Source organism: Pseudomonas sp. CM27 (genome assembly GCF_013179515.1).
GTDB lineage: Bacteria > Pseudomonadota > Gammaproteobacteria > Pseudomonadales > Pseudomonadaceae > Aquipseudomonas.
Map to the genome: position 1 here is coordinate 18,147 of NZ_JABMCN010000002.1, position 21,987 is coordinate 40,133.

At 61.1% G+C, this 21,987-nt stretch carries 19 protein-coding genes and 1 pseudogene; 15 read left to right on the top strand and 5 right to left on the bottom strand.

The features are described from left to right. The first annotated feature begins 276 nt into the window (after positions 1-276). From HP547_RS00605 to HP547_RS29865, 4 genes and pseudogenes are all read left to right on the top strand, one after another. Positions 277-507 (top strand): hypothetical protein, encoded by a 231-nt coding sequence (locus HP547_RS00605; RefSeq protein WP_172221455.1) that lies wholly within the window; start codon positions 277-279, stop codon positions 505-507. Continuing rightward, the gene (locus tag HP547_RS00610; RefSeq protein WP_172285254.1) at positions 504-806 is read left to right on the top strand and encodes a cell division protein ZapA; all 303 of its coding nucleotides are present in this window, start codon (positions 504-506) and stop codon (positions 804-806) included. The genes HP547_RS00605 and HP547_RS00610 overlap by 4 nt, the downstream gene beginning before the upstream one ends. Before the next feature lie 194 nt (positions 807-1,000). Continuing rightward, positions 1,001-2,029, top strand: a pseudogene (locus tag HP547_RS29860) (cache domain-containing protein); the annotation flags it as partial. Between the two features lie 135 nt (positions 2,030-2,164). After that, complete coding sequence (locus tag HP547_RS29865) at positions 2,165-2,893, top strand: methyl-accepting chemotaxis protein (RefSeq protein WP_371257959.1); 729 nt, start codon at positions 2,165-2,167, stop codon at positions 2,891-2,893. Between the two features lie 116 nt (positions 2,894-3,009). Here the strand turns inward: HP547_RS29865 and HP547_RS00620 are convergent, their stop codons facing one another. After that, positions 3,010-4,050 carry a low specificity L-threonine aldolase gene (locus HP547_RS00620; RefSeq protein ID WP_172221464.1) on the bottom strand — a complete coding sequence of 347 codons (1,041 nt, stop codon included), beginning with the start codon at positions 4,048-4,050 and terminating at the stop codon, positions 3,010-3,012. A gap of 337 nt (positions 4,051-4,387) precedes the next feature. Here HP547_RS00620 and HP547_RS00625 point away from each other — a divergent pair, with 337 nt between their 5' ends. The 7 genes from HP547_RS00625 to fdhA all read left to right on the top strand — a co-directional run bounded on the left by HP547_RS00625 (position 4,388) and on the right by fdhA (position 13,454). Continuing rightward, complete coding sequence (locus HP547_RS00625; protein ID WP_172221467.1) at positions 4,388-5,641, top strand: serine hydroxymethyltransferase; 1,254 nt, start codon at positions 4,388-4,390, stop codon at positions 5,639-5,641. Positions 5,642-5,656: 15 nt separating this feature from the next. Next, positions 5,657-6,907 carry a sarcosine oxidase subunit beta family protein gene (locus tag HP547_RS00630; RefSeq protein ID WP_016484536.1) on the top strand — a complete coding sequence of 417 codons (1,251 nt, stop codon included), beginning with the start codon at positions 5,657-5,659 and terminating at the stop codon, positions 6,905-6,907. A gap of 14 nt (positions 6,908-6,921) precedes the next feature. Beyond that, entirely contained in the window at positions 6,922-7,257 is a 336-nt protein-coding gene (locus HP547_RS00635; RefSeq protein WP_172221470.1) for a sarcosine oxidase subunit delta, read from the top strand. Further along, positions 7,254-10,268: a sarcosine oxidase subunit alpha gene (locus HP547_RS00640; RefSeq protein ID WP_172221472.1), complete on the top strand. Its 3,015-nt coding sequence runs from the start codon at positions 7,254-7,256 to the stop codon at positions 10,266-10,268. The genes HP547_RS00635 and HP547_RS00640 overlap by 4 nt, the downstream gene beginning before the upstream one ends. A gap of 179 nt (positions 10,269-10,447) precedes the next feature. Beyond that, the gene (locus tag HP547_RS00645; RefSeq protein ID WP_172221475.1) at positions 10,448-11,080 is read left to right on the top strand and encodes a sarcosine oxidase subunit gamma; all 633 of its coding nucleotides are present in this window, start codon (positions 10,448-10,450) and stop codon (positions 11,078-11,080) included. A gap of 10 nt (positions 11,081-11,090) precedes the next feature. Beyond that, positions 11,091-11,948, top strand: coding sequence for a formyltetrahydrofolate deformylase (gene purU / locus HP547_RS00650; RefSeq protein WP_172221478.1), 858 nt, complete (start codon positions 11,091-11,093; stop codon positions 11,946-11,948). A gap of 306 nt (positions 11,949-12,254) precedes the next feature. Then, positions 12,255-13,454, top strand: coding sequence for a formaldehyde dehydrogenase, glutathione-independent (fdhA, locus tag HP547_RS00655; RefSeq protein WP_172221481.1), 1,200 nt, complete (start codon positions 12,255-12,257; stop codon positions 13,452-13,454). A 173-nt stretch (positions 13,455-13,627) separates the two neighbouring features. Here the strand turns inward: fdhA and HP547_RS00660 are convergent, their stop codons facing one another. Next, a complete protein-coding gene (locus HP547_RS00660) occupies positions 13,628-14,542 on the bottom strand; it encodes an RHS repeat-associated core domain-containing protein (protein ID WP_172221483.1) in 915 nt (304 codons plus the stop codon). A gap of 224 nt (positions 14,543-14,766) precedes the next feature. On the opposite strand from HP547_RS00660, the gene HP547_RS00665 reads away from it, so the two are divergent. Continuing rightward, positions 14,767-15,342, top strand: coding sequence for a DUF2780 domain-containing protein (locus HP547_RS00665; RefSeq protein WP_172221486.1), 576 nt, complete (start codon positions 14,767-14,769; stop codon positions 15,340-15,342). A gap of 95 nt (positions 15,343-15,437) precedes the next feature. Here the strand turns inward: HP547_RS00665 and HP547_RS00670 are convergent, their stop codons facing one another. From HP547_RS00670 to HP547_RS00680, 3 genes are all read right to left on the bottom strand, one after another. Continuing rightward, on the bottom strand, positions 15,438-16,322 hold the full coding sequence (locus HP547_RS00670) for an RHS repeat-associated core domain-containing protein (protein ID WP_172221489.1): 885 nt from the start codon (positions 16,320-16,322) through the stop codon (positions 15,438-15,440). A gap of 114 nt (positions 16,323-16,436) precedes the next feature. Next, a complete protein-coding gene (locus HP547_RS00675) occupies positions 16,437-17,786 on the bottom strand; it encodes an APC family permease (RefSeq protein WP_172285256.1) in 1,350 nt (449 codons plus the stop codon). Between the two features lie 244 nt (positions 17,787-18,030). Beyond that, positions 18,031-18,918 (bottom strand): acyltransferase, encoded by an 888-nt coding sequence (locus HP547_RS00680; protein WP_172221495.1) that lies wholly within the window; start codon positions 18,916-18,918, stop codon positions 18,031-18,033. 182 nt (positions 18,919-19,100) lie between these two features. Between HP547_RS00680 and HP547_RS00685 the strand changes: the two genes are divergently transcribed. From HP547_RS00685 to creC, 3 genes are all read left to right on the top strand, one after another. Continuing rightward, positions 19,101-19,601 (top strand): ATP-dependent zinc protease, encoded by a 501-nt coding sequence (locus tag HP547_RS00685; RefSeq protein WP_172221498.1) that lies wholly within the window; start codon positions 19,101-19,103, stop codon positions 19,599-19,601. Positions 19,602-19,841: 240 nt separating this feature from the next. Further along, positions 19,842-20,522: a two-component system response regulator CreB gene (creB, locus tag HP547_RS00690; RefSeq protein ID WP_172285257.1), complete on the top strand. Its 681-nt coding sequence runs from the start codon at positions 19,842-19,844 to the stop codon at positions 20,520-20,522. After that, on the top strand, positions 20,522-21,955 hold the full coding sequence (gene creC / locus HP547_RS00695) for a two-component system sensor histidine kinase CreC (protein WP_172285258.1): 1,434 nt from the start codon (positions 20,522-20,524) through the stop codon (positions 21,953-21,955). Before creB ends, creC begins: the two co-directional genes overlap by 1 nt. Positions 21,956-21,987 lie beyond the last annotated feature (32 nt).

A 21,987-nucleotide genomic window follows, 5' to 3' on the forward strand; every position in this document is an offset into this window, starting at 1 on the left:
AAGGGAGGATCCAGGCAAGGGAGAAAGAGTGCGCAAAAGTGCGACAAAACAAGACTTGCCGGGCTATCGGTCGTGACCGGTGAGTCTTGAGTGCGACAGGGTCAATTTTGTGAGGTGGCTATCTTTTTCCTGACCGGCGGTTGATCCAGATCGGAACAAGGGGGCAGATACCCTGTCAATCTGCGGGTTAGACACCTTATGAATCTGATATTTAATGGCGATGGGCCGTACTTTTCTTTATCGTGTGCGCCCCTCGCAACAACCTGAGATAGACCCATGCTGGAAGCATCCCTGAATCAAATCGAGCAACTGGTCAGCGACCTGATGCAGAAAAACGCTCAACTCACCGAGCAGAACTCCGCCCTTGGCCAGGAACTGGCCCAGGCCAAGGAAGAAAACGAAACCCTGCAGCTGTCGCTGATGGAGCAGGAAGAAAAGAACGGTGCTACGGCTGCACGCATCCAGGCTCTGGTTGAGCGTGCCAGCGCGGGTGTCGTCGGCGCATGAGACTGCAAGAGCAGCCGATCAATGTGGTGTCGATCCTCGGCATCGATTATTCGATCAAGGCACCCGAAGGCCAGGAAGAGACGCTTGCCCAGGCGGTGCGGATGCTCAACACCGCCTTGAACGAAACCAAGCGCCAGTATCCGACCTTGATCGGCGACAAGCTGCTGGTGCTGGCCGCTCTGAACCTGTGTTCCAAGCAGGTTGACCTGCAGAATGAACACCGCAAGACGCTTGAGCGCACCCAGGCGCAGATCGACGCTACCGTCGATGCCATCGTTCGGACCATCGCAGAGTTCTGATCGATAGCCGGGGGCGCCTGTGGGAGCGGGTTCATCGGTGCGCCGAACCCGCTCCTACAGGGCGCGCCTGATTGTCTTGGATCACTGGATTAACTGGATACGCAAGTGTATACACTTTCCGCACAACAATAATGTGCAGGGGAGTAGGCATGGGTATCTGGCGTAGAAGCATCCAGTGGCAGTTGATCACCAGCATGGGCGCCGCCCTGCTGGCGAGCATCCTGGTGGTAGTCATTATCTTCACGGTGGCGCTCAACCGCCTTACCGAGCGCTACCTGGTCGACACCGCGCTCCCGGCCAGCATCGAAGCTATCCGCAACGACATCGAGCGGATGCTCGGCCAGCCGCTCACGGCGGCGGCGGACATTGCCGGCAATACCCTGCTGCGCGACTGGCTTGCGACCGGTGAAGACCCCGCCCAGGCCCCTCATTTTCTCGAATACCTGCAAGCTGCCAAGCAGCGCAATCACGCCTTCACCACGCTGTTTGTGTCGACCGGAACCGGTCACTACTACAACGAGAACGGCCTGGATCGCACCCTCAGCCGCAGTAACCCCAAAGACAAGTGGTTCTATGGCTACATCGACAGCGGCGCCGAGCGCCTGATCAACATCGACATCGACGGTGCCACCGGTGAGCTGGCGCTGTTCATCGACTACCGCGTGGAAAAAAACGGCCAGCTTGTCGGCGTGGCTGGCATGGGTCTGCTGATGACCGAGCTGTCCAGGCTGATTCACGACTTCAGCTTCGGCGAGCACGGCAAGGTTTTTCTGGTGCGTAACGATGGCTTGATCCAGGTTCACCCGGACAACGCCTTCAGCGGCAAGCGCCAACTCACCGAGCAGCTTGGTGCGGATGCGGCCAAGGCCGTGATGACCGGCGGTGAAGGCCTGCGCAGTAGCCGTTTCAGCCGAGATGGCGAGCCCTTCCTGGCGCTTGGCCTGCCTTTGCGCGATCTTGACTGGACCCTGGTGGCCGAGGTGCCGGAGTCGGAAATCTACGCACAGATGCATCAGGCGGTGTGGCTGACCAGTCTGGTCGGTGGTGTCGTGGCTTTGGTGTCGCTGCTGCTGGTGGTGCTTCTGGCCCGTGGCCTGGTGAGGCCGTTACGCCGTGTCACCGCTGCGCTGGTGCAGATCGGCAGCGGCGCGGGTGACCTCAGCCACCGGCTGGATGATGCACGTCAGGATGAACTGGGCGACCTGGCCCGTGGTTTCAACCGCTTCCTCGACAGCCAGCGCGGCCTGATCAGTGAAGTGTTGAGTACCTCTGACCGGCTGCACCGTGCCGTGGAGCAGGTGACTCAGGTTGTGGACAACACCGCAGAGCGTTCCGGGCGGCAGCAGGAAATGACCGAAATGGTCGCCACCGCCGTACATGAAATGGGCCTGACCGTGCAGGACATCGCCCGCAATGCCGGCGACGCGGCGCAGGCTTCGCAGTCGGCGCGGGATGAGGCGTTGCAGGCGCGTGAAGTCGTACAGCGCTCGATCCGTGGTATCGAGGGTATGTCGGGCGATATTGGCAAAGCAGCCGATGCGGTCAGCCAGTTGGCCGATGAAGTCGCTTCGATCGATGAAGTTCTGGCGGTAATTCGCAGTATTTCCGAGCAGACCAACCTGTTGGCGTTGAACGCTGCCATCGAGGCTGCGCGTGCAGGCGAGATGGGCCGTGGGTTTGCCGTGGTGGCCGATGAGGTACGCACCCTCGCCCGGCGCACCCAGCTGTCCACTGATGAGGTACAGCAGATGATCCAGCGCTTGAAGCAGGGTGCGGGTTCGGCGGTGAGTTCGATGCAGGCGGGGCAGCAGGCGACCGGCAGCGGGGTGGAGTCGAGCCAGCGCACCGGGGCGTCGCTGGGCGCGATTACCGATCAGGTGGAACACATCAGCGACATGAACCATCAGGTGGCCACGGCGACCGAGGAGCAGTCGGCGGTGACCGAGGAGATCAACCGGACGGTGCAGGGGATTTCCGACCTGGCGCGGGAAACGGCCGCAGAAGTGCAGGGGTGCCGGGAGGAATGCCAGGCTTTGCGTGGCTTGGCCGATGACTTGGCGCGGCAGATGGGTGGGTTCAGGCTTTAGATAGTCGGGGCTGCTGCGCAGCCCATCGCCGGCAAGCCAGCTCCCACACCGACCGCACAGGATTCAAGCCCTGTGGGAGCCGCGCCAATGGGCTGCGGAGCAGCCCCAGCAATCTGTCAGGCAGTAATGATGCTGCGGATATCCGCCGCCAGCTCACGCACCCGCTCTTCCTCGGTATCCCACGAGCACATGAACCGCGCCCCACCGCTGCCAATAAAGGTATAGAACCGCCAGCCCTTGCCGCGCAGCGCTTCAATGGCCTGCTCAGGCATCTGCAGGAACACCCCGTTGGCCTCTACCGGGAACATCAGCTCCACGCCCGGCAGATCACTCACCAGCGAGGCGAGCAACTGCGCGCAATGGTTGGCATGGTTGCCATGGCGCAGCCAGGCGCCATCTTCGAGCAGCCCTACCCACGGCGCCGACAAAAAGCGCATCTTCGACGCCAACTGCCCAGCCTGCTTACAGCGGTAGTCGAAGTCCTCAGCCAGCTGGCGGTTGAAGAACAGAATCGCCTCACCCACCGCCATGCCGTTCTTGGTGCCGCCAAAGCACAACACGTCGACGCCGGCCTTCCAGGTCAGTTCGGCCGGGCTGCAACCGAGGAACGCGCAGGCATTGGTAAAGCGCGCGCCGTCCATGTGCAGGTTCAGGCCAAGCTCCTTGCAGGTGGCGCTGATCGCCTTCAGCTCATCGGGGCGATAGACGGTACCCACCTCGGTGGCCTGGGTAAGGGTGACCACACGCGGTTTGGGGTAGTGGATGTCCTGGCGCTTCAGCGCCACTTCGCGGATGGATTCGGGTGTCAGCTTGCCGTTGACGCTGGGCGCGGTCAGCAGCTTGGAACCGTTGGAGAAGAACTCCGGCGCGCCGCATTCATCGGTTTCGACGTGAGCGGTCTCGGAGCAGATCACGCTGTGGTAGCTCTGGCACAGCGAGGCCAGGGCCAGCGAGTTGGCGGCGGTGCCGTTGAAGGCGAAGAACACCTCGCAGTCGGTTTCGAACAGCTCGCGGAAGTACTGCGCGGCGCGCTCGGTCCACTGGTCGTCGCCGTAGGCGCGGTCGTGGCCGTGGTTGGCCTTTTCCATGGCAGCCCAGGCTTCGGGGCAGATACCGGAATAGTTGTCGCTGGCGAATTGTTGGCTCTTATCGGTCATGACCCTGTCCTGTGAACGACGCAGAACAGCACTCTAAACCATCGATTCAGCGGTTGCCTATACAAGCGGTGCATCGGTTGGTTTCAGCTTTGCCTGTACAGGCCCTATCGCCGGCAAGCCAGCTCCCACAGGCGCTCCACAAGGCCTGAGGGCAGCGCATTTTCTGTGGGAGCTGGCTTGCCGGCGATGGGGTCAGAGAGCCCAGTGCAAAACGAATGTCGTAAACGCGCCATTGCAAGGCGTGCGCAGGCATCTGACCTGCCCCGGCCAGTCATAACATCGCCACAAAGGGCCACAGTGCTCTACGACAAAAACGATCGCTGCCGGGAGATACACGATGTTCAGCAAGCAAGACCAGATCCAGGGTTATGACGATGCACTGCTGGCGGCGATGAATGCCGAAGAACAGCGCCAGGAAGACCACATCGAGCTGATCGCCTCGGAGAACTACACCTCCAAGCGTGTGATGCAGGCCCAAGGCAGCGGCCTGACCAACAAGTACGCCGAAGGCTACCCGGGCAAGCGCTACTACGGTGGCTGCGAGCATGTGGACAAAGTCGAGGCACTGGCCATCGAGCGCGCCAAGCAGCTGTTCGGCGCCGACTACGCCAACGTCCAGCCACACTCAGGCTCGTCGGCCAACGGCGCGGTGTACCTGGCCCTGCTGCAGGCCGGTGACACCATCCTGGGCATGAGCCTGGCCCACGGCGGCCACCTGACCCACGGCGCCAAGGTGTCGTCCTCGGGCAAGCTGTACAACGCTGTGCAATACGGCATCAACACCGATACCGGCCTGATCGACTACGACGAAGTCGAGCGCCTGGCGGTCGAGCACAAGCCGAAGATGATCGTTGCCGGCTTCTCGGCCTACTCCAAGACCCTCGACTTCCCACGTTTCCGCGCCATCGCCGACAAGGTTGGGGCGCTGCTGTTCGTCGACATGGCCCACGTTGCCGGCCTGGTTGCCGCTGGCCTTTACCCGAACCCGATCCCGTTCGCCGACGTGGTCACCACCACCACCCACAAGACCCTGCGCGGCCCACGTGGTGGCCTGATCCTGGCCAAGTCCAACGAAGAGATCGAGAAAAAGCTCAACGCCGCCGTATTCCCGGGCGCCCAGGGTGGCCCGCTGATGCACGTGATCGCCGCCAAGGCGGTGTGCTTCAAGGAAGCGCTGGAGCCTGAGTTCAAGGTGTACCAGAAGCAAGTGATCGAAAACGCCCAGGCCATGGCTCAGGTGTTCATCGACCGTGGCTACGACGTGGTGTCCGACGGTACCGACAACCACCTGTTCCTGGTCAGCCTGATTCGCCAGGGGCTCACCGGCAAAGACGCCGACGCCGCCCTGGGCCGCGCGCACATCACCGTCAACAAGAACGCCGTGCCGAACGACCCACAGTCGCCGTTCGTCACCTCGGGCCTGCGCATCGGCACCCCGGCCGTGACCACCCGTGGCTTCAAGGTTGCGCAGTGCGTGGCCCTGGCCGGCTGGATCTGCGACATCCTCGACAACCTCGGTGACGCAGACGTCGAAGCCGATGTGGCGAAGAACGTCGCGGCGCTGTGCGCAGATTTCCCTGTTTACCGCTGAGTGGAGTAAACGACCATGCAACGCTACTCGGGCTTCGGCCTCTTCAAACACTCCCTCAGCCACCACGAGAACTGGCAGCGCATGTGGCGCACGCCAACCCCTAAAAAGGTTTACGACGTGGTTATCGTCGGCGGTGGCGGCCATGGTCTGGCCACGGCCTACTACCTGGCCAAAGAGCACGGCATCACCAACGTCGCAGTAATCGAAAAGGGCTACCTGGGCGGCGGCAACACTGCCCGTAACACGACCATCGTGCGTTCCAACTATCTGTGGGACGAATCGGCGCAGCTCTATGAGCACGCCATGAAGCTGTGGGAAGGGCTGTCCCAGGACATCAACTACAACGTGATGTTCTCCCAGCGTGGCGTCTACAACCTGTGCCACACCCTGCAGGACATTCGTGACTCCGAGCGCCGCGTCAGCGCCAACCGCCTCAACGGCGTCGATGGCGAACTGCTGAACACCGCCCAGGTCGCGGCTGAAATCCCGTACCTGGACTGCTCGAAGAACACCCGTTACCCGATCCTCGGCGCGACCGTTCAGCGCCGTGGTGGCGTGGCTCGTCACGACGCCGTGGCCTGGGGCTATGCCCGTGCCGCCGACGCCTTGGGTGTCGACCTCATCCAGCAGACCGAAGTAATTGGCTTTCGCAAGGAAAACGGCGCGGTCATCGGTGTTGAAACCAACAAAGGCTTCATCGGCGCCAAGCGCGTCGGCGTGGTCACCGCCGGTAACTCCGGGCACATGGCCAAGCTGGCCGGCTTCCGCCTGCCGCTGGAGTCGCACCCGCTGCAAGCGCTGGTCTCCGAGCCTATCAAGCCGATCATCGACAGCGTGATCATGTCCAACGCCGTGCACGGCTACATCAGCCAGTCCGACAAGGGCGACCTGGTGATCGGTGCCGGTATCGACGGCTGGGTCGGCTACGGCCAGCGCGGTTCGTACCCGGTGATCGAGCACACCCTGCAGGCCATCGTCGAGATGTTCCCCAACCTCTCGCGCGTACGCATGAACCGCCAGTGGGGCGGCATCGTCGACACCTCGCCGGACGCTTGCCCGATCATCACCAAGACCCCGGTCAAGAACATGTTCTTCAACTGCGGTTGGGGTACTGGCGGCTTCAAGGCGACCCCGGGTTCGGGCAACGTCTTCGCCGCGAGCCTGGCCAAGGGCGAAATGCACCCACTGGCCGCGCCGTTCTCCATGGACCGTTTCTACAACGGCGCACTGATCGACGAACACGGCGCCGCCGCCGTCGCCCACTAACCGGAGACACCGTCATGTTGCATATTTTCTGTCCCCACTGCGGCGAGCTGCGCTCCGAAGAAGAGTTCCACGCCTCTGGCCAGGCACACATCGCCCGCCCGCTGGACCCTGCCGCCTGCTCCGACGAGGAGTGGGGTACCTACATGTTCTACCGTGACAACCCGCGCGGTATCCACCATGAACTGTGGGACCACGTTGCCGGCTGCCGCCAGTACTTCAACGTCACCCGTAACACCGTGACCTACGAAATTCTGGAAACCTACAAGATTGGCGAGAAGCCGCAAGTGACCGAAGGCGGCAAGCCAACCTGCGCACCGTCGACCGTCAAAGGCCAAGGGGAAAAAGTATGAGCCAGACCTATCGCCTCGCCAGCGGCGGCCGTGTCGACCGCAGCAAGGTCCTGAACTTCACCTTCAACGGCAAGACCTACCAGGGTTATGCCGGTGACAGCCTGGCCGCCGCGTTGCTGGCCAACGGCGTCGACATCGTTGGCCGCAGCTTCAAGTACTCGCGTCCGCGCGGCATCATCGCCGCCGGTACCGAAGAGCCGAACGCGATCCTGCAGATCGGCTCCAGCGAAGCCACCCAGATCCCCAACGTGCGTGCCACCCAGCAGGCGCTGTACGCCGGTCTTGTAGCCACCAGCACCAACGGCTGGCCGAACGTCAACAACGACGTCATGGGCATCCTTGGCAAGGTTGGTGGCAGCATGATGCCGCCGGGGTTCTACTACAAAACCTTCATGTACCCGAAATCGTTCTGGATGACTTACGAGAAGTACATCCGCAAAGCCGCAGGCCTTGGCCGTGCGCCGCTGCAGAACGACCCGGACAGCTACGACTACATGAACCAGCACTGCGACGTGCTGATCGTCGGCGCCGGCCCTGCTGGCCTGGCTGCCGCACTGGCCGCCGCGCGCAGCGGTGCCCGGGTGATCCTGGCCGACGAGCAGGAAGAGTTTGGCGGTAGCCTGCTCGACTCCCGCGAAACCCTCGACGGCAAGCCTGCCGCCGACTGGGTCAGCGCCGTGGTCAAAGAGCTGGAAAGCCTGCCGGAAGTGACCCTGCTGCCACGTGCCACGGTCAACGGCTACCACGACCATAACTTCCTGACCATTCACGAGCGCCTCACCGACCACCTGGGCGACCGCGCCCCGATCGGCCAGGTACGCCATCGCGTGCACCGTGTGCGTGCCAAGCGCGTGGTGCTGGCTGCCGGTGCCCACGAGCGCCCGCTGGTGTACGGCAACAACGACGTGCCGGGCAACATGCTGGCGGGTGCCGTTTCCACCTACGTTCGCCGCTACGGCGTGGCCCCGGGCCGCAAGCTGGTGCTGTCGACCAACAACGACCACGCCTACCGCGCCGCGCTGGACTGGCACGATGCCGGCCTGCAAGTGGTCGCTATTGCCGACGCCCGCCACAACCCGCGTGGCTCGCTGGTTGAAGAAGCGCGTGCGAAAGGCATCCGCATCCTCACCTCCAGCGCCGTGGTCGAGGCCAAGGGCAGCAAGCATGTGACCGGCGCCCGCGTGGCCGCCATCGACGTGCAGGCACACAAGGTCACCAGCCCAGGCGAAACCCTTGAGTGCGACCTGATCGCAACCTCCGGCGGCTACAGCCCGATCGTGCACCTGGCTTCGCACCTGGGCGGTCGCCCGGTATGGCGTGACGACATTCTTGGCTTCGTGCCGGGCGATGCGCCGCAGAAACGCGAGTGCGTGGGTGGCATCAACGGCGTCTACGCCTTGGGCGACGTAATTGCCGATGGTTTTGAAGGCGGCGCGCGCGCCGCCACCGAAGCCGGCTTCAAAGCCAGCGTCGGCACCCTGCCGAAAACCGTTGCGCGCAAGGAAGAGGCCACCGTGGCGCTGTTCCAGGTGCCGCACGACAAAGGCACCAAGGGGCCGAAGCAGTTCGTCGACCAGCAGAACGACGTGACCGCCGCCGGCATCGAGTTGGCCACCCGCGAAGGCTTCGAGTCGGTCGAGCACGTAAAACGCTACACCGCGCTGGGCTTCGGTACCGACCAGGGCAAACTGGGCAACATCAACGGCCTGGCCATTGCCGCCCGTTCGATCGGTATTACCATCCCGGAAATGGGCACCACCATGTTCCGCCCCAACTACACGCCGGTCACCTTCGGCGCGGTAGCGGGCCGCCACTGTGGTCACCTGTTCGAGCCCGTGCGTTTCACTGCCCTGCATGCCTGGCACGTGAAGAACGGTGCCGAGTTCGAAGACGTCGGCCAGTGGAAGCGCCCTTGGTACTTCCCGAAAGCCGGTGAAGACCTCAACACCGCGGTGGCCCGCGAGTGCAAGGCCGTGCGCGACAGCGTAGGCCTGCTGGACGCCTCGACCCTGGGCAAGATCGACATCCAGGGCCCGGATGCCCGCGAGTTCCTCAACCGCATCTACACCAACGCCTGGACCAAGCTCGACGTGGGCAAGGCCCGCTACGGCCTGATGTGCAAGGAAGACGGCATGGTCTTCGACGACGGCGTCACCGCCTGCGTCGGCGACAACCACTTCATCATGACCACCACCACCGGCGGCGCTGCACGCGTGCTGCAGTGGATGGAGCTGTACCTGCAAACCGAATGGCCGGAGCTGAAGGTGTATTTCACCTCGGTCACCGACCACTGGGCCACCATGACCCTGTCCGGCCCCAACAGCCGCAAGCTGCTCAGCGAGCTGACCGACATCGACATGGACAAGGAAGCCTTCCCGTTCATGACCTGGAAGGAAGGCAACGTCGCAGGCGTGCCGGCCCGTGTGTTCCGGATTTCGTTCACCGGTGAGCTGTCGTACGAAGTCAACGTGCAGGCCAACTACGCCATGGGCGTACTGGAAAAGATCGTCGAGGCAGGCAAGAAGTACAACCTGACCCCGTACGGCACCGAGACCATGCACGTACTGCGTGCCGAGAAGGGCTTCATCATCGTTGGTCAGGACACCGACGGTTCGATGAACCCGGACGACCTGAACATGAGCTGGTGCGTGGGCCGCAACAAGCCGTACTCGTGGATCGGCCTGCGTGGCATGAACCGCGAAGACTGCGTGCGCGAAAACCGCAAGCAGCTGGTCGGCCTGAAGCCGGTCGACCCGACCAAGTGGCTGCCGGAGGGCGCCCAGCTGGTCTTCGATCCGAAACAGCCGATCCCGATGGACATGGTTGGCCACGTCACCTCCAGCTACGCGCACAACTCCCTGGGCTATTCGTTTGCCATGGGTGTGGTCAAGGGCGGCCTCAAGCGCATGGGCGAGCGTGTCTACTCGCCACAGGCTGACGGCAGCGTGATCGAGGCCGAGATCGTGTCTTCGGTGTTCTTCGATCCGAAGGGTGAGCGGCAGAACGTTTGACTCCGGGCCCTGTGGGGGCAGGCCAGGCCCAATCGCCGGCAAGCCAGCGCCCACAGGATCGATGCAATTTTGAAGGTTGGTGAGGTCCCTGTGGGAGCTGGCTTGCCGGCGATGAGGCCGGTAGCCCCAACACAAAAGCGGCGTCGCATCGACGAACAAGAATTCAAGGCAGGTAAGAAATGAGCGCTATCAACGTCTACCAGCAAAACCCCGGCGCCGAGGCCAAGGCCCAGTCGCCACTGCACCATGCCGACCTGGCCAGCCTGGTTGGCAAAGGCCGCAAGAACGCAGGCGTGACCCTGCGTGAGAAGAAATTCCTCGGCCACCTGACCATCCGTGGCGACGGCCACAACCCGGAATTCGCCGCAGGCGTGCACAAGGCCCTGGGCCTGGAGTTGCCTGTGGCCCTGACCGTGGTTGCCAGCGGCGACACCTCGCTGCAATGGGTCGGCCCCGACGAGTGGCTGCTGATCGTGCCTGGCGGCCAGGAACTGGCCGTCGAGCAAAAGCTGCGCGCGGCCCTGGAAGGCCAGCACATCCAGGTGGTCAACGTCAGCGGCGGGCAAAGCCTGCTGGAACTGCGCGGCCCGAACGTGCGTGAAGTGCTGATGAAGTCCACCAGCTATGATGTTCATCCGAACAACTTCCCGGTGGGCAAGGCTGTCGGCACCGTGTTCGCCAAGTCGCAGCTGGTGATCCGCCGCACCGCCGAAGACACCTGGGAGCTGGTGATTCGCCGCAGCTTCGCCGACTACTGGTGGCTGTGGCTGCAGGACGCTTCGGCCGAATACGGCCTGAGCATCGAAGCTTAAGGAGAAGAACATGAGTCGGGCACCGGATACCTGGATTCTCACCGCCGACTGCCCGAGCATGCTCGGCACCGTCGACGTGGTGACGCGTTACCTCTTCGAGCAGCGCTGCTACGTGACGGAGCACCACTCCTTCGATGACCGGCTGTCGGGGCGCTTCTTCATTCGCGTGGAGTTCCGCCAGCCGGACGATTTCGACGAGGTCGGCTTCCGCGCCGGCCTGGCCGAGCGCAGCGGTGCGTTCGGCATGGCCTTCGAGCTGACGGCGCCCAAGCACCGCCCCAAGGTGGTGATCATGGTGTCCAAGGCTGACCATTGCCTTAACGACTTGCTGTATCGCCAGCGCATTGGCCAGCTGAGCATGGACGTGGTGGCAGTGGTGTCCAACCACCCCGACCTCGAGCCCTTGGCGCAGTGGCACAAGATTCCCTACTACCACTTCGCCCTCGATCCCAAGGACAAGCCTGCGCAGGAGCGCAAGGTGATCCAGGTGATCGAAGAAACCGGGGCCGAGCTGGTCGTGCTTGCCCGTTACATGCAGGTGCTGTCGCCGGAGCTGTGCCGGCGCCTGGATGGCTGGGCGATCAACATCCACCACTCGTTGTTGCCGGGGTTCAAGGGCGCCAAGCCTTATCACCAGGCGTACAACAAGGGCGTGAAGATGGTTGGCGCCACGGCGCACTACATCAATAACGACCTGGACGAAGGGCCGATCATTGCCCAGGGCGTCGAAGTGGTGGACCACAGCCATTACCCGGAAGACCTGATTGCCAAAGGGCGTGATATCGAATGCCTGACCCTGGCGCGGGCTGTGGGTTATCACATCGAGCGGCGAGTGTTCCTTAACGCCAATCGGACTGTAGTTCTGTAATAACCTGCACCGGCCTCTTCGCGGGTGAACCCGCTCCCACAAGTACTTCGCCAGCCTTGAAGCTTGCGCCGAACCTGTGGGAGCGGGTTCACCCGCGAAAAGGCCAGAACAGGTAACCACCTCTGTTACATCCCCCATGTCCTTCAACGACAAGCCTGCCGCTAAAAGGCATCTCCCTGTCGCTCCCAGTCAGTGCATCCGGCCGCATCAGGCCCACAATCCCCTCATTCCAGAAACACATGCCGCCCATGGATGGCGGCGCGTTCCACCACCGCTGCATCAATAAAAATCAAGCGAGGTAAGAGCATGTCTGGCAATCGTGGAGTGGTGTATCTCGGCGCTGGCAAGGTCGAAGTACAGAAGATCGACTACCCGAAAATGCAGGACCCGCGCGGCAAGAAGATCGAGCACGGCGTGATCTTGAAGGTGGTCTCCACCAATATCTGCGGCTCCGACCAGCACATGGTCCGCGGCCGCACCACTGCCCAGACCGGCCTGGTGCTGGGCCATGAAATCACCGGTGAGATCATCGAGAAAGGCAGCGACGTCGAGCGCATGCAGATCGGCGACCTGGTCTCGGTACCCTTCAACGTCGCCTGCGGCCGTTGCCGCTCCTGCAAAGAGATGCACACCGGTGTCTGCCTCACCGTCAACCCGGCCCGCGCTGGCGGCGCCTACGGCTACGTCGACATGGGCGACTGGACCGGCGGCCAGGCCGAGTACGTGCTGGTGCCGTATGCCGACTTCAACCTGCTGAAACTGCCAGACCGCGACAAGGCCATGGAAAAGATCCGTGACCTGACCTGCCTGTCCGACATCCTGCCAACCGGCTACCACGGCGCCGTCACTGCCGGCGTAGGCCCAGGCAGCACCGTCTACGTTGCCGGCGCCGGCCCGGTCGGCCTGGCCGCCGCTGCCTCCGCGCGCCTGCTGGGCGCCGCCTGCGTGATCGTCGGTGACCTCAACCCACTGCGCCTGGCCCACGCCAAGTCGCAGGGTTTCGAAGTGGTCGACCTGTCCAAGGACACCCCGCTGCACGAGCAGATCGTCGACATCCTCGGCGAGCCGGAAGTGGACTGCGCCGTTGACGCTGTAGGCTTCGAGGCCCGTGGCCATGGCCATGAAGGTGCCAAGCATGAAGCCCCGGCCACCGTGTTGAACTCGCTGATGCAGGTTACCCGCGTTGCCGGCAACATCGGTATCCCGGGCCTGTACGTGACCGAAGACCCGGGTGCGGTGGATGCCGCCGCCAAAATCGGCGCACTGAGCATCCGCTTCGGCCTGGGCTGGGCCAAGTCGCACAGCTTCCATACCGGGCAGACGCCTACCATGAAGTACAACCGCCAGCTGATGCAGGCGATCATGTGGGACCGTATCAACATTGCCGAAGTGGTGGGTGTGCAGGTGATCAACCTGGATCAGGCGCCGGAAGGGTATGGCGAGTTTGATGCAGGGGTGCCGAAGAAGTTTGTGATTGACCCGCACAAGATGTGGGGTGCTGCGTAACAAGCATCGCGTAAGTAGAGCCCCTCAAAAGAGGGGCTTTTCACGACGGTAACATTGGTTTCGGTGCCTATACGACCAGTTGCAGGAGCATGTAAGAAGGCCTGTTGGCGACAGGTGCAGCATAGATATTTATTCTGAGGGGGCGTGGTTTTATGAATTTAGGGCTAACGCGTCTAGTCAACGAAATTCCAACCCTGCTTCTCCCGCTTCTGCTTTTTGCTGACTCCAATCGTAGGGCCTGTAGGTTTATTACGGTCAAATTTTTTCATTTCTTTCATTGCGGCTATCGCTTTCCTGTTATCTATTTCTACACGGATAATGTTGATCGTTTCATTGATGGTGGTCAATGTTTGGGTGTCTTGAGTGAGAAGTTTGATTTTGTGTTTTAGCGCGTAGTTAGTTGTATTTTTGCTGATCGCTTGAACCGCAGGCAGTCTTTGTTTTTCAAGGATTAATTGATTTGCCATAGCGTTAAGATCGGATATGGATCGGGCGCTCTCAATTTGCTCTGTATTTGGGATGGTTATTTCTCTTAGAGTTTTATTGAGCTTGTCAGTTGCGCTTTGGAATGATTCGATCTTGGCTCGTAGTTTTACTATTCTGTTTCTGAAAGTATTTGCAAACCATTTTAAAGGGCTGTGCCCTGACGGGTCGATTGCATTAATCGGATCATTGGCGCAGTAGGCGTAGGGATTAAACCCTCCGGCGCCGAAAGGGCTTATATTGTCGGGGGATAAAAAGCGCATCAGCGTCGGGCTAAACCCCCGATGGTAACCCGTGCCAAGTAGATAGAATTGTGATAATGTTTCCAAGTGCTCGCTATTGAAGCCTAGTAAAATTTCCAGCGCCGACAGGTCTTTTGAGTGGCCATAGGCTGTATAAGTCAGTCTGTTCTCATTTGAGTTTCCAAAGAGTGATATAGAGCCTTTATCGTCTGTTGCGAGCAATTCTGTTTTATTTATAGCAGTGTTGCGACGTTCTGCAACGGCCGTGCCAGCAGCCCAGCAAATTGTTCGTTGACTAGCGTTCTTCTGCACCCTCGCGAGTTTTTCATTCAGGTAGAAGTACTGAGTGCCGTTCGTCTTCATCGTCGGTGTCTCCTGGTATGGCAATGAAATTGGTAAGAGCTTCTCCGGGATATTGATGAAGAGAGGTCTGTAAGGCTACTGGTAAAAATGATAGTTATTTACCATGTTTTCAGCGGACGTAACCGATTCTGCGTATCCCGATGCATGGTGTGGAACAAAATCCCAGCCCATCACTCAAATCCCTCGTTTCCCAAGGCCATCCCGGCCCACGAGGTTCCCTCCCGATGAAAGCATTTACTCTGGCAACCCTTATGACCCTGGCCGCGAGCCCGGTGTTCGCCTTCAACCTCAGCGACGCCGCCAACGCCGTATCCGCCATGCAGAACCAGAAGCAGCAAGGCCAGGTGCAGGCGCCCGAAGCTCAGGCGAATTTGCTCAATACGTTGGGCAGCGAATTGAAGATCACCCCCGAACAGGCCGTTGGCGGGGCGGGGGCGATGTTGGGGTTGGCGCGTAACAATCTCAGCAGTGACGACTATGGCCAGCTAACCAAGGCGGTGCCGGGGCTGGACCTGCTTGCAGGGGCCAATGCCTTAGGCGGGCTGAGCGGGTTGGGTGAAATGCTCGGAAAGAACAGTGAGAGCCAGTCGGCGTTGAGCAATGCGCTGGGCAACAATGTGGAGAACCGCAGCGACCTGGACAGTGCGTTCAAGGCGCTGGGGATGGATACCGGGATGATCGGGCAGTTTGCGCCGTTGCTGCTGCAGTACCTTGGGCAGCAGGGGATTGCCGGGTCGTTGTTGCAGAATCTGGGGAGTTTGTGGACTGCTCCCGCTCCGTTAGGTCAGCCATCGGTGTGATTGACTATTTGGCAACTACCCCTCCTTGAACGAAGCGATTGAACCTCACCTGTTTGGAGCCCGTTTGAGAATAGGGCTTCAAGCGGGCGAATTATTTAATTCTGAGTACTGCGTGTTTGGCTGTTAAGTTCTTTTGGAGTTGGCTGTTTGGTGCTGATGAACGTTTCTTTGCCTTTCGAAAGCCTATAAACCAAGCCGGCGTCTAGTGATGCCATATGCGAAGCTCTTTCCTCCTCTGCGATTTTTAAATTGGTTGTGATTTTCATAGATAGTGATGAGTCTTTCTGTTCTATGGCTGTTTTAAGTTCTGAGTGCAGGCTTTTTATATGATTATTGTATCGAGTCGTCATGTTGTTGTATTGTTGTAAGCTCATTGAGCCGTCGCTTATGGAAGCAGGTTGGTTGCTTTGCGTCGTACGCATCGAAAATTGTTCTCCGAACACTGCTGGTAGCAAATTGGGGCTGGATCCGCTTCGGTTAGTCTGAGGGGGCAAGTTAAGTTTTGATGCTGATGAGCCAGGTTGAGTTGCGCGAGAACTATTCGGCATATGCCCACTAGGGTCACTATTATTGATAGGGTCGCCGTCACAATAACAATAAGGGTTCAATACACCCCCGAATGGGCTAAAACTATCGGGGGATCGGAACCGCATCAGAGATGCGCTGTAGTCTCGATACCCGTTCCCTAGCAGATATCCTTCAATAGGCTGCTCGAACCACTCGCCGGTGTAAGCAATCGTCGACTTGGCTTGCGCAGAAAAACGATATCCATAAGGTGTATAGCTAGGGGCACTACCAACGTTCATCCCGTAGGTTGAATCCTGAACATCGCAGATCAGTGGAACGCCCTGCCGGTCATGTAACAAGGCAAGTGGTTGGCGCTTATTGCGCAAGATGCGTTCGATTCGATTTCCGACCAATACGAGAGAGAGGTAAGAGCCCTGATAGAACCGAAGAGTTCTTGAATTGAAGTGCGCCATTTGCACAGTCCCTACAGGCCAATCTGGTCTTTAGCTTGAGGCTGTGTCCAAGTAGAGGCAACTGGCAGAAATGATAGGGCTTTTCAGCAGATGGCCGTCCGTGGCCATTTAGATTCAAGCAGCTTCGGTAAAGTCCACCAAGCGTACCGGGCGGCGGAAGCCGGCGGTCAGGACTGCCAAATATGCAAGGCCCAGGGCAAACCAGGACAGGCCAATCACCAACGTCAGTGCCGACAGGCTGGTCCACAGCCACAGTGTCAGCCCCAAACCTACCAGCGGCACCAGGCCATAGCACAGCAGCCCCTTGAGGTTACGCTGGGCACCAGCGTCCATCAGGTGCGTCTTCACCACCGCCAGGTTCACCGCTGAAAACGCCACCAGCGCGCCAAAACTGATCAGCGAGGCGAGGGTAGCCAGGTCAATCACCAGCGCCAGCAGCGAAAACGCCGACACCAGCAAAATGGCAAACACCGGCGTACCAAACCGCGACGACAGGTAACCAAAGCTGCGCCGCGGCAGCACGTTGTCCCGCCCCATGGTGAACAGAATGCGCGACACCGCCGCTTGCGAGGCCAGCGCCGAACCCATGCTGCCGGCCACGTACGCGGCGGTGAAGAAGTTGGCCAGGAACTGCCCGCCCGCCTTGAACATCACCTCGTTGGCCGCTGCATCGGCATTGGCGAAGCTGCTGCCCGGCAAGACCAGCTGGCTGACATAGGCCAGTACGGTGAACAGCACGCCGGCGAACAGCGTGGTGAGGATGATCGCCCGTGGCACGTCGCGGCGGGCATCGCGGCATTCCTCGGCCAGGGTGGAGACAGCATCAAAGCCGAGGAACGACAGGCACAGTACCGCCGCGCCGGCCATGATCGCGCCGAAGCCAGGCTGCGAGCCGTCGCCCATCAGCGGCGACAGCAGGTCCAGCGGCTGGCCGGCCAGCGACTGGCAGGACAGGGCGACGAACACGCCGATGAAGACGATCTGCGCGCCGACGATCAGGTTGCTGGTCTTGGCCACCGAGTGAATGCCGATCACATTCAGCACGGTCACCAGGGCAATCGAGGCGAGTGCGATGGACCACGCCGGGATGGCCGGGAAGGCGATGTTGAGGAACAGGCCGATCAGCAGGTAGTTGATCATCGGCAGGAACAGGTAGTCGAGCAACAGCGACCAGCCGGCGAGAAAGCCGACGTTGGGGCCGAAGGCCATGTTGGTGTAGGAATACGCCGAGCCCGCGACCGGAAAGCGCTTGACCATGAAGCTATAGGACGCGGCGGTGAACAGCATGGCCACCAGTGTGACCATGTAGGCGCTGGCGGTGCGGCCACCGGTGAGTTCGGTGACGATGCCGTAGGTGGTGAAGATGGTCAGCGGGACCATGTAGACCAAGCCGAAGAACACCAGGGCGGGGAGGCCCAGTACGCGACGAAGTTGGGCGGGGGCGGAGCTGATTGGGTTGGCCATCGTTCGATCCAGAGCGTTCTTGTAGTTGTGCTTTGGTCGATTTTTATCCAGTTAGGTAGTAGAAGACAAAAAAGTAATCCTTATGCTGATTATTAGCGCAGGTTTTAATCGGGAATCTGCTGTGGGTTTTCTGGCCAATCGCCGGCAAGCCAGCTCCCACAGGTACAGCGCAAGCCTTGAACACTGCGGGCATCCTGTGGGAGCTGGCTTTCCGGCGATTGGGCCAGTACAGGCGATACAGACCTCAGCCCATTTCCACCCGCAGCTGCTCGATCCGCTCGTCCTTCTCCACCCATAACTGGTTCACCCAAGCCTGCACAGTCTGGCGGAATTCAGGATCATTCTCGTAATCCCCCGCCCACAGCGCCGGGTCAAGCTCGCGTACCTGAATGTCGATAATCACCCGGCTGATGCTGCCATCGAGCAAATCCCAGAACCCCGGCGCCGTGTTGCCGGGGTAGACGATGGTCACGTCCAGCAACGCATCCAGCTGCTCGCCCAGCGCCGCCAGCACGAATGCCACACCACCCGCCTTGGGTTTGAGCAGGTGGCGATAGGGCGACTGTTGTTCCAGGCGCTTGGCCTCGGTAAACCGAGTACCTTCCAGGTAGTTGACCACCGTCACTGGCTGGCGCTTGAACAGCTCACACGCCGCCTTGGTGATTTCCAGGTCCTTGCCCTTGAGCTCCGGGTGCTTTTCCAGAAACGCCTTGCTGTAGCGCTTCATGAACGGGTAGTCGAGCCCCCACCAGGCCAGCCCCAGCAGTGGCACCCAGATCAGTTCCTTCTTCAGGAAGAACTTGAAAAACGGCGTACGGCGGTTGAGGCTTTCGATCAGCGCGGGGATATCCACCCAGGTCTGGTGGTTGCTCACGGCCAGGTACGAAGTGTCCTTGCGCAGGTTCTCGACACCGCGAATGTCCCACCGGGTAGGGATGCACAGGGCGAAGATGGCCTTGTCGATTTCCGACCATGCTTCGGCAACCCACATCACCGCGGCGGAGGCATAGTCGCGGCCGCTGCCCGGCAGCACCAGTTTCAGCAGGGCGAAGACCAGTAGCGGGCAGATCATCACCACGGTGTTGATCAGCAGCAAAGTGGCCGTAAGAATGCCGGTAAGCAGGCGACGCATAAAGAAACTCTTGTTGTGGGAAATAAACAGTTGGCAATGATAAGCAGGGCCGTGCCCATCGCCAAACATCCAATGCCCGGAGGCGGGTACAAATGTTTCACAACATGTTGTTTACCCTTGGCACAGCGAACCTATCCTGCCAGTGCAGTCTAAGCACTGACCCTTTTCAAGGAAGCCTGCCTGTGAAACCTCTGCTTGCCCTGTTGTCGCTGTTGGCGCTGCCGGTAATGGCCGCCGAACCCACGCTCTACGGCCGTTACGAGAACATAGCCCTGCCGGAACTGGGCGAAACCCTGAAGGCCAAGATGGACACCGGTGCCTTCACCGCGTCGCTGTCGGCCAAGGACATCGAGCTGTTTACCCGTGATGGTGACGAGTGGGTACGCTTCCGCCTGGCGACCAAGGAGTCCGATGGCAAGGTGTACGAGCACAAGGTCTCGCGCATCAGCAAGATCAAGGGCCGTGCAGATGAAGAAGAGGACGGCGATGCGCCGGAGATATCCAAGCGCCCGGTGGTGGACCTGGAGCTGTGCCTGGGTGATGTGAAGCGCACCGTCGAAGTGAACCTGGTTGACCGCAGCAGCTTCAACTACCCGCTGCTGATCGGCTCCAAAGCGCTGCGCGAGTTCAAGGCTGCAGTGAACCCGGCGAAGAAATTCACCGCCGGCAAGCCTGACTGCTGACAGAGCAAACCTCCTGCACAGGCCTCATCGCCGGCAAGCCAGCTCCCACAGGTGATGTACAAGGCTCAAGGCCTGCTCTGTACCTGTGGGAGCTGGCTTGCCGGCGATGGGCCGCCAAGCGGCCCCACTATCGCAGCGTTGATGCAGATATTGCCGGGGCCGCTCTGCGGCCCTTTCGCGACCCAAGGCCGCTCCTACACAATAGAGCGTCGCCATAGAGCTCTGCACAGGCCGCTCGCCATGCCTCATATCCTCATTGTCGAAGACGAAGCCGCCATCGCCGACACCCTGGTCTACGCCCTGCAGGCCGACGGCCACACTACCGAATGGGTGACCCTGGGCAGCGCCGCACTCGAGCAGCAACGCCAGACCCCGGCCGAGCTGATCATCCTCGACATCGGCCTGCCTGATATCAGCGGCTTCGAAACCTGCCGCCAGCTGCGCCGCTTCAGCGAGGTACCGGTGATGTTCCTCAGCGCCCGCGACGGCGAGATCGACCGGGTGGTGGGCCTGGAAATCGGCGCCGACGACTACGTGGTCAAGCCCTTCAGCCCGCGTGAGGTTGCCGCGCGTGTACGGGCGATCCTCAAGCGCATGGCCCCTCGCGCCGAGCCCGCCAGTGAAACGACACTGTTCCAGCTTGATACCCTGCGCATGCAGATCAGCTACCGTAGCCAGCCGCTCACGCTGACCCGCCACGAATTCCGCCTGCTGCAATGCCTGCTCGAACAACCCCAGCGGGTATTCAGCCGCGAACAGCTGCTCGACGCGCTGGGCGTGGCTTCCGACGTGGGCTACGAGCGCACCATCGACACCCACATCAAGAGCCTGCGCGCCAAGCTGCGCCAGGTGGCAAGCGACGCCGAGCCGATCCAGACCCATCGCGGCCTCGGCTACAGCTACAGCCCGGACCATGCCTGATGCGCCTGGGCATCCGGATTTTCCTGGTGTACTTCCTGTTCGTCGGGCTGGCGGGCTACTTTCTGCTCAACACGGTGCGCGAGCAGATTCGCCCGGTGGTACGCCAGTCCTCTGAAGAAACGCTGGTAGACACCGCCAACCTGCTGGCTGAAATCCTGCGCGATGACGTCAAGGCCGGCACCCTCAACCAGAGCCGTTTGCCGGAGGTGCTCAAGGCCTACGGCTTGCGCAGCCCGGGTGCGCGAATCTGGGGACTGGCCAAGAACCAGGTCAACCACCGCATTTACGTGACCGACGCCAAGGGCATCGTGCTGCTGGACTCCAGCGGCGAGGACGTGGGCAAGGATTACTCGCAGTGGAACGATGTGCTGCGGACCCTGCGCGGTCAGTACGGCGCCCGCTCCACCCGTAGCGACCCCAACGATGAAAGCACCTCGGTAATGCACGTGGGGGCGCCGATCATCGACGATGACAAGATCATCGGCATGGTCACCGTCGCCAAGCCCAACAGTTCATTGCAACCGTACATCGACCATTCCGAACAGCGTTTGCTCACTTTGGGCCTGGGCCTGATCGGCCTTGGCTTGCTGATCGGCGCGGCGTTGGCATGGTGGCTGGCGCGCTCGCTGCGCAAGTTGGCGCGTTATGCCCAGGCTGTCAGCGAGGGAGAGCGTGCGGAGCTGCCGCATTACAAGGGCGGTGAGCTGGCGAACCTGGCCCAGGCCGTTGAGCGCATGCGCAACCAGCTGGAGGGCAAGGCCTACGTCGAGCGCTATGTGCATACCCTGACCCATGAGCTGAAGAGCCCGTTGGCGGCCATTCGCGGGGCTTCCGAGCTGTTGCAGGAGGACATGCCGAGCGAACAGCGGGCGCGCTTTGCCGGCAATATCGAGCGCGAGAGCGAGCGCTTGCAGCAGATGATCGAGCGGCTGCTGAACCTGGCCCGGGTCGAGCAGATGCAGGCGCTGGAAGATGAGCAACAGGTGGCGCTGGCGGCGCTGGTGGACGAGTTGTTGCTGGCCCATGCGGCGCGCATCGAAAGCGCGAACTTGCAGGTGCGCCAGCGGGTCCCGGCCGGTTTGCGCCTGCTGTGCGATCCATTCCTGATGCGCCAGGCGCTGGCCAACCTGCTCGACAACGCGCTGGACTTCACTCCCGCTGGTGGCGCGCTGCTGTTCGACCTGGAGCGCGATGGCGAGCGGGTGGCGTTGAGCCTGTTCAACCAGGGGCAGGCGATACCGGCGTATGCCATCGGGCGGGTCAGCGAGCGGTTTTACTCGCTGCCGCGGCCGGGGAGCGGGCGCAAGAGCACCGGGCTGGGGCTGAATTTTGTGGCCGAGGTGATGCAGCTGCATGGCGGGGCATTGGCTGTGGATAACGTTGATGGCGGGGTGCGGGTGAGGTTGTGGCTGCCGGTGCGGCGGATCAGCTGAGATTGCCGGGGCTGCTGCGCAGCCCATCGCCG

What these genes read in the sequence shown, in the direction of transcription:
- HP547_RS00605 (WP_172221455.1), top strand. Translation starts at nt 277, where the DNA reads ATGCTGGAAGCATCCCTGAATCAAATCGAGCAACTGGTCAGCGACCTG.
- HP547_RS00610 (WP_172285254.1), top strand. Translation starts at nt 504, where the DNA reads ATGAGACTGCAAGAGCAGCCGATCAATGTGGTGTCGATCCTCGGCATC.
- HP547_RS29865 (WP_371257959.1), top strand. Translation starts at nt 2,165, where the DNA reads ATGGTCGCCACCGCCGTACATGAAATGGGCCTGACCGTGCAGGACATC.
- HP547_RS00620 (WP_172221464.1), bottom strand. Translation starts at nt 4,050, where the DNA reads ATGACCGATAAGAGCCAACAATTCGCCAGCGACAACTATTCCGGTATC.
- HP547_RS00625 (WP_172221467.1), top strand. Translation starts at nt 4,388, where the DNA reads ATGTTCAGCAAGCAAGACCAGATCCAGGGTTATGACGATGCACTGCTG.
- HP547_RS00630 (WP_016484536.1), top strand. Translation starts at nt 5,657, where the DNA reads ATGCAACGCTACTCGGGCTTCGGCCTCTTCAAACACTCCCTCAGCCAC.
- HP547_RS00635 (WP_172221470.1), top strand. Translation starts at nt 6,922, where the DNA reads ATGTTGCATATTTTCTGTCCCCACTGCGGCGAGCTGCGCTCCGAAGAA.
- HP547_RS00640 (WP_172221472.1), top strand. Translation starts at nt 7,254, where the DNA reads ATGAGCCAGACCTATCGCCTCGCCAGCGGCGGCCGTGTCGACCGCAGC.
- HP547_RS00645 (WP_172221475.1), top strand. Translation starts at nt 10,448, where the DNA reads ATGAGCGCTATCAACGTCTACCAGCAAAACCCCGGCGCCGAGGCCAAG.
- purU (WP_172221478.1), top strand. Translation starts at nt 11,091, where the DNA reads ATGAGTCGGGCACCGGATACCTGGATTCTCACCGCCGACTGCCCGAGC.
- fdhA (WP_172221481.1), top strand. Translation starts at nt 12,255, where the DNA reads ATGTCTGGCAATCGTGGAGTGGTGTATCTCGGCGCTGGCAAGGTCGAA.
- HP547_RS00660 (WP_172221483.1), bottom strand. Translation starts at nt 14,542, where the DNA reads ATGAAGACGAACGGCACTCAGTACTTCTACCTGAATGAAAAACTCGCG.
- HP547_RS00665 (WP_172221486.1), top strand. Translation starts at nt 14,767, where the DNA reads ATGAAAGCATTTACTCTGGCAACCCTTATGACCCTGGCCGCGAGCCCG.
- HP547_RS00670 (WP_172221489.1), bottom strand. Translation starts at nt 16,322, where the DNA reads ATGGCGCACTTCAATTCAAGAACTCTTCGGTTCTATCAGGGCTCTTAC.
- HP547_RS00675 (WP_172285256.1), bottom strand. Translation starts at nt 17,786, where the DNA reads ATGGCCAACCCAATCAGCTCCGCCCCCGCCCAACTTCGTCGCGTACTG.
- HP547_RS00680 (WP_172221495.1), bottom strand. Translation starts at nt 18,918, where the DNA reads ATGCGTCGCCTGCTTACCGGCATTCTTACGGCCACTTTGCTGCTGATC.
- creB (WP_172285257.1), top strand. Translation starts at nt 19,842, where the DNA reads ATGCCTCATATCCTCATTGTCGAAGACGAAGCCGCCATCGCCGACACC.
- creC (WP_172285258.1), top strand. Translation starts at nt 20,522, where the DNA reads ATGCGCCTGGGCATCCGGATTTTCCTGGTGTACTTCCTGTTCGTCGGG.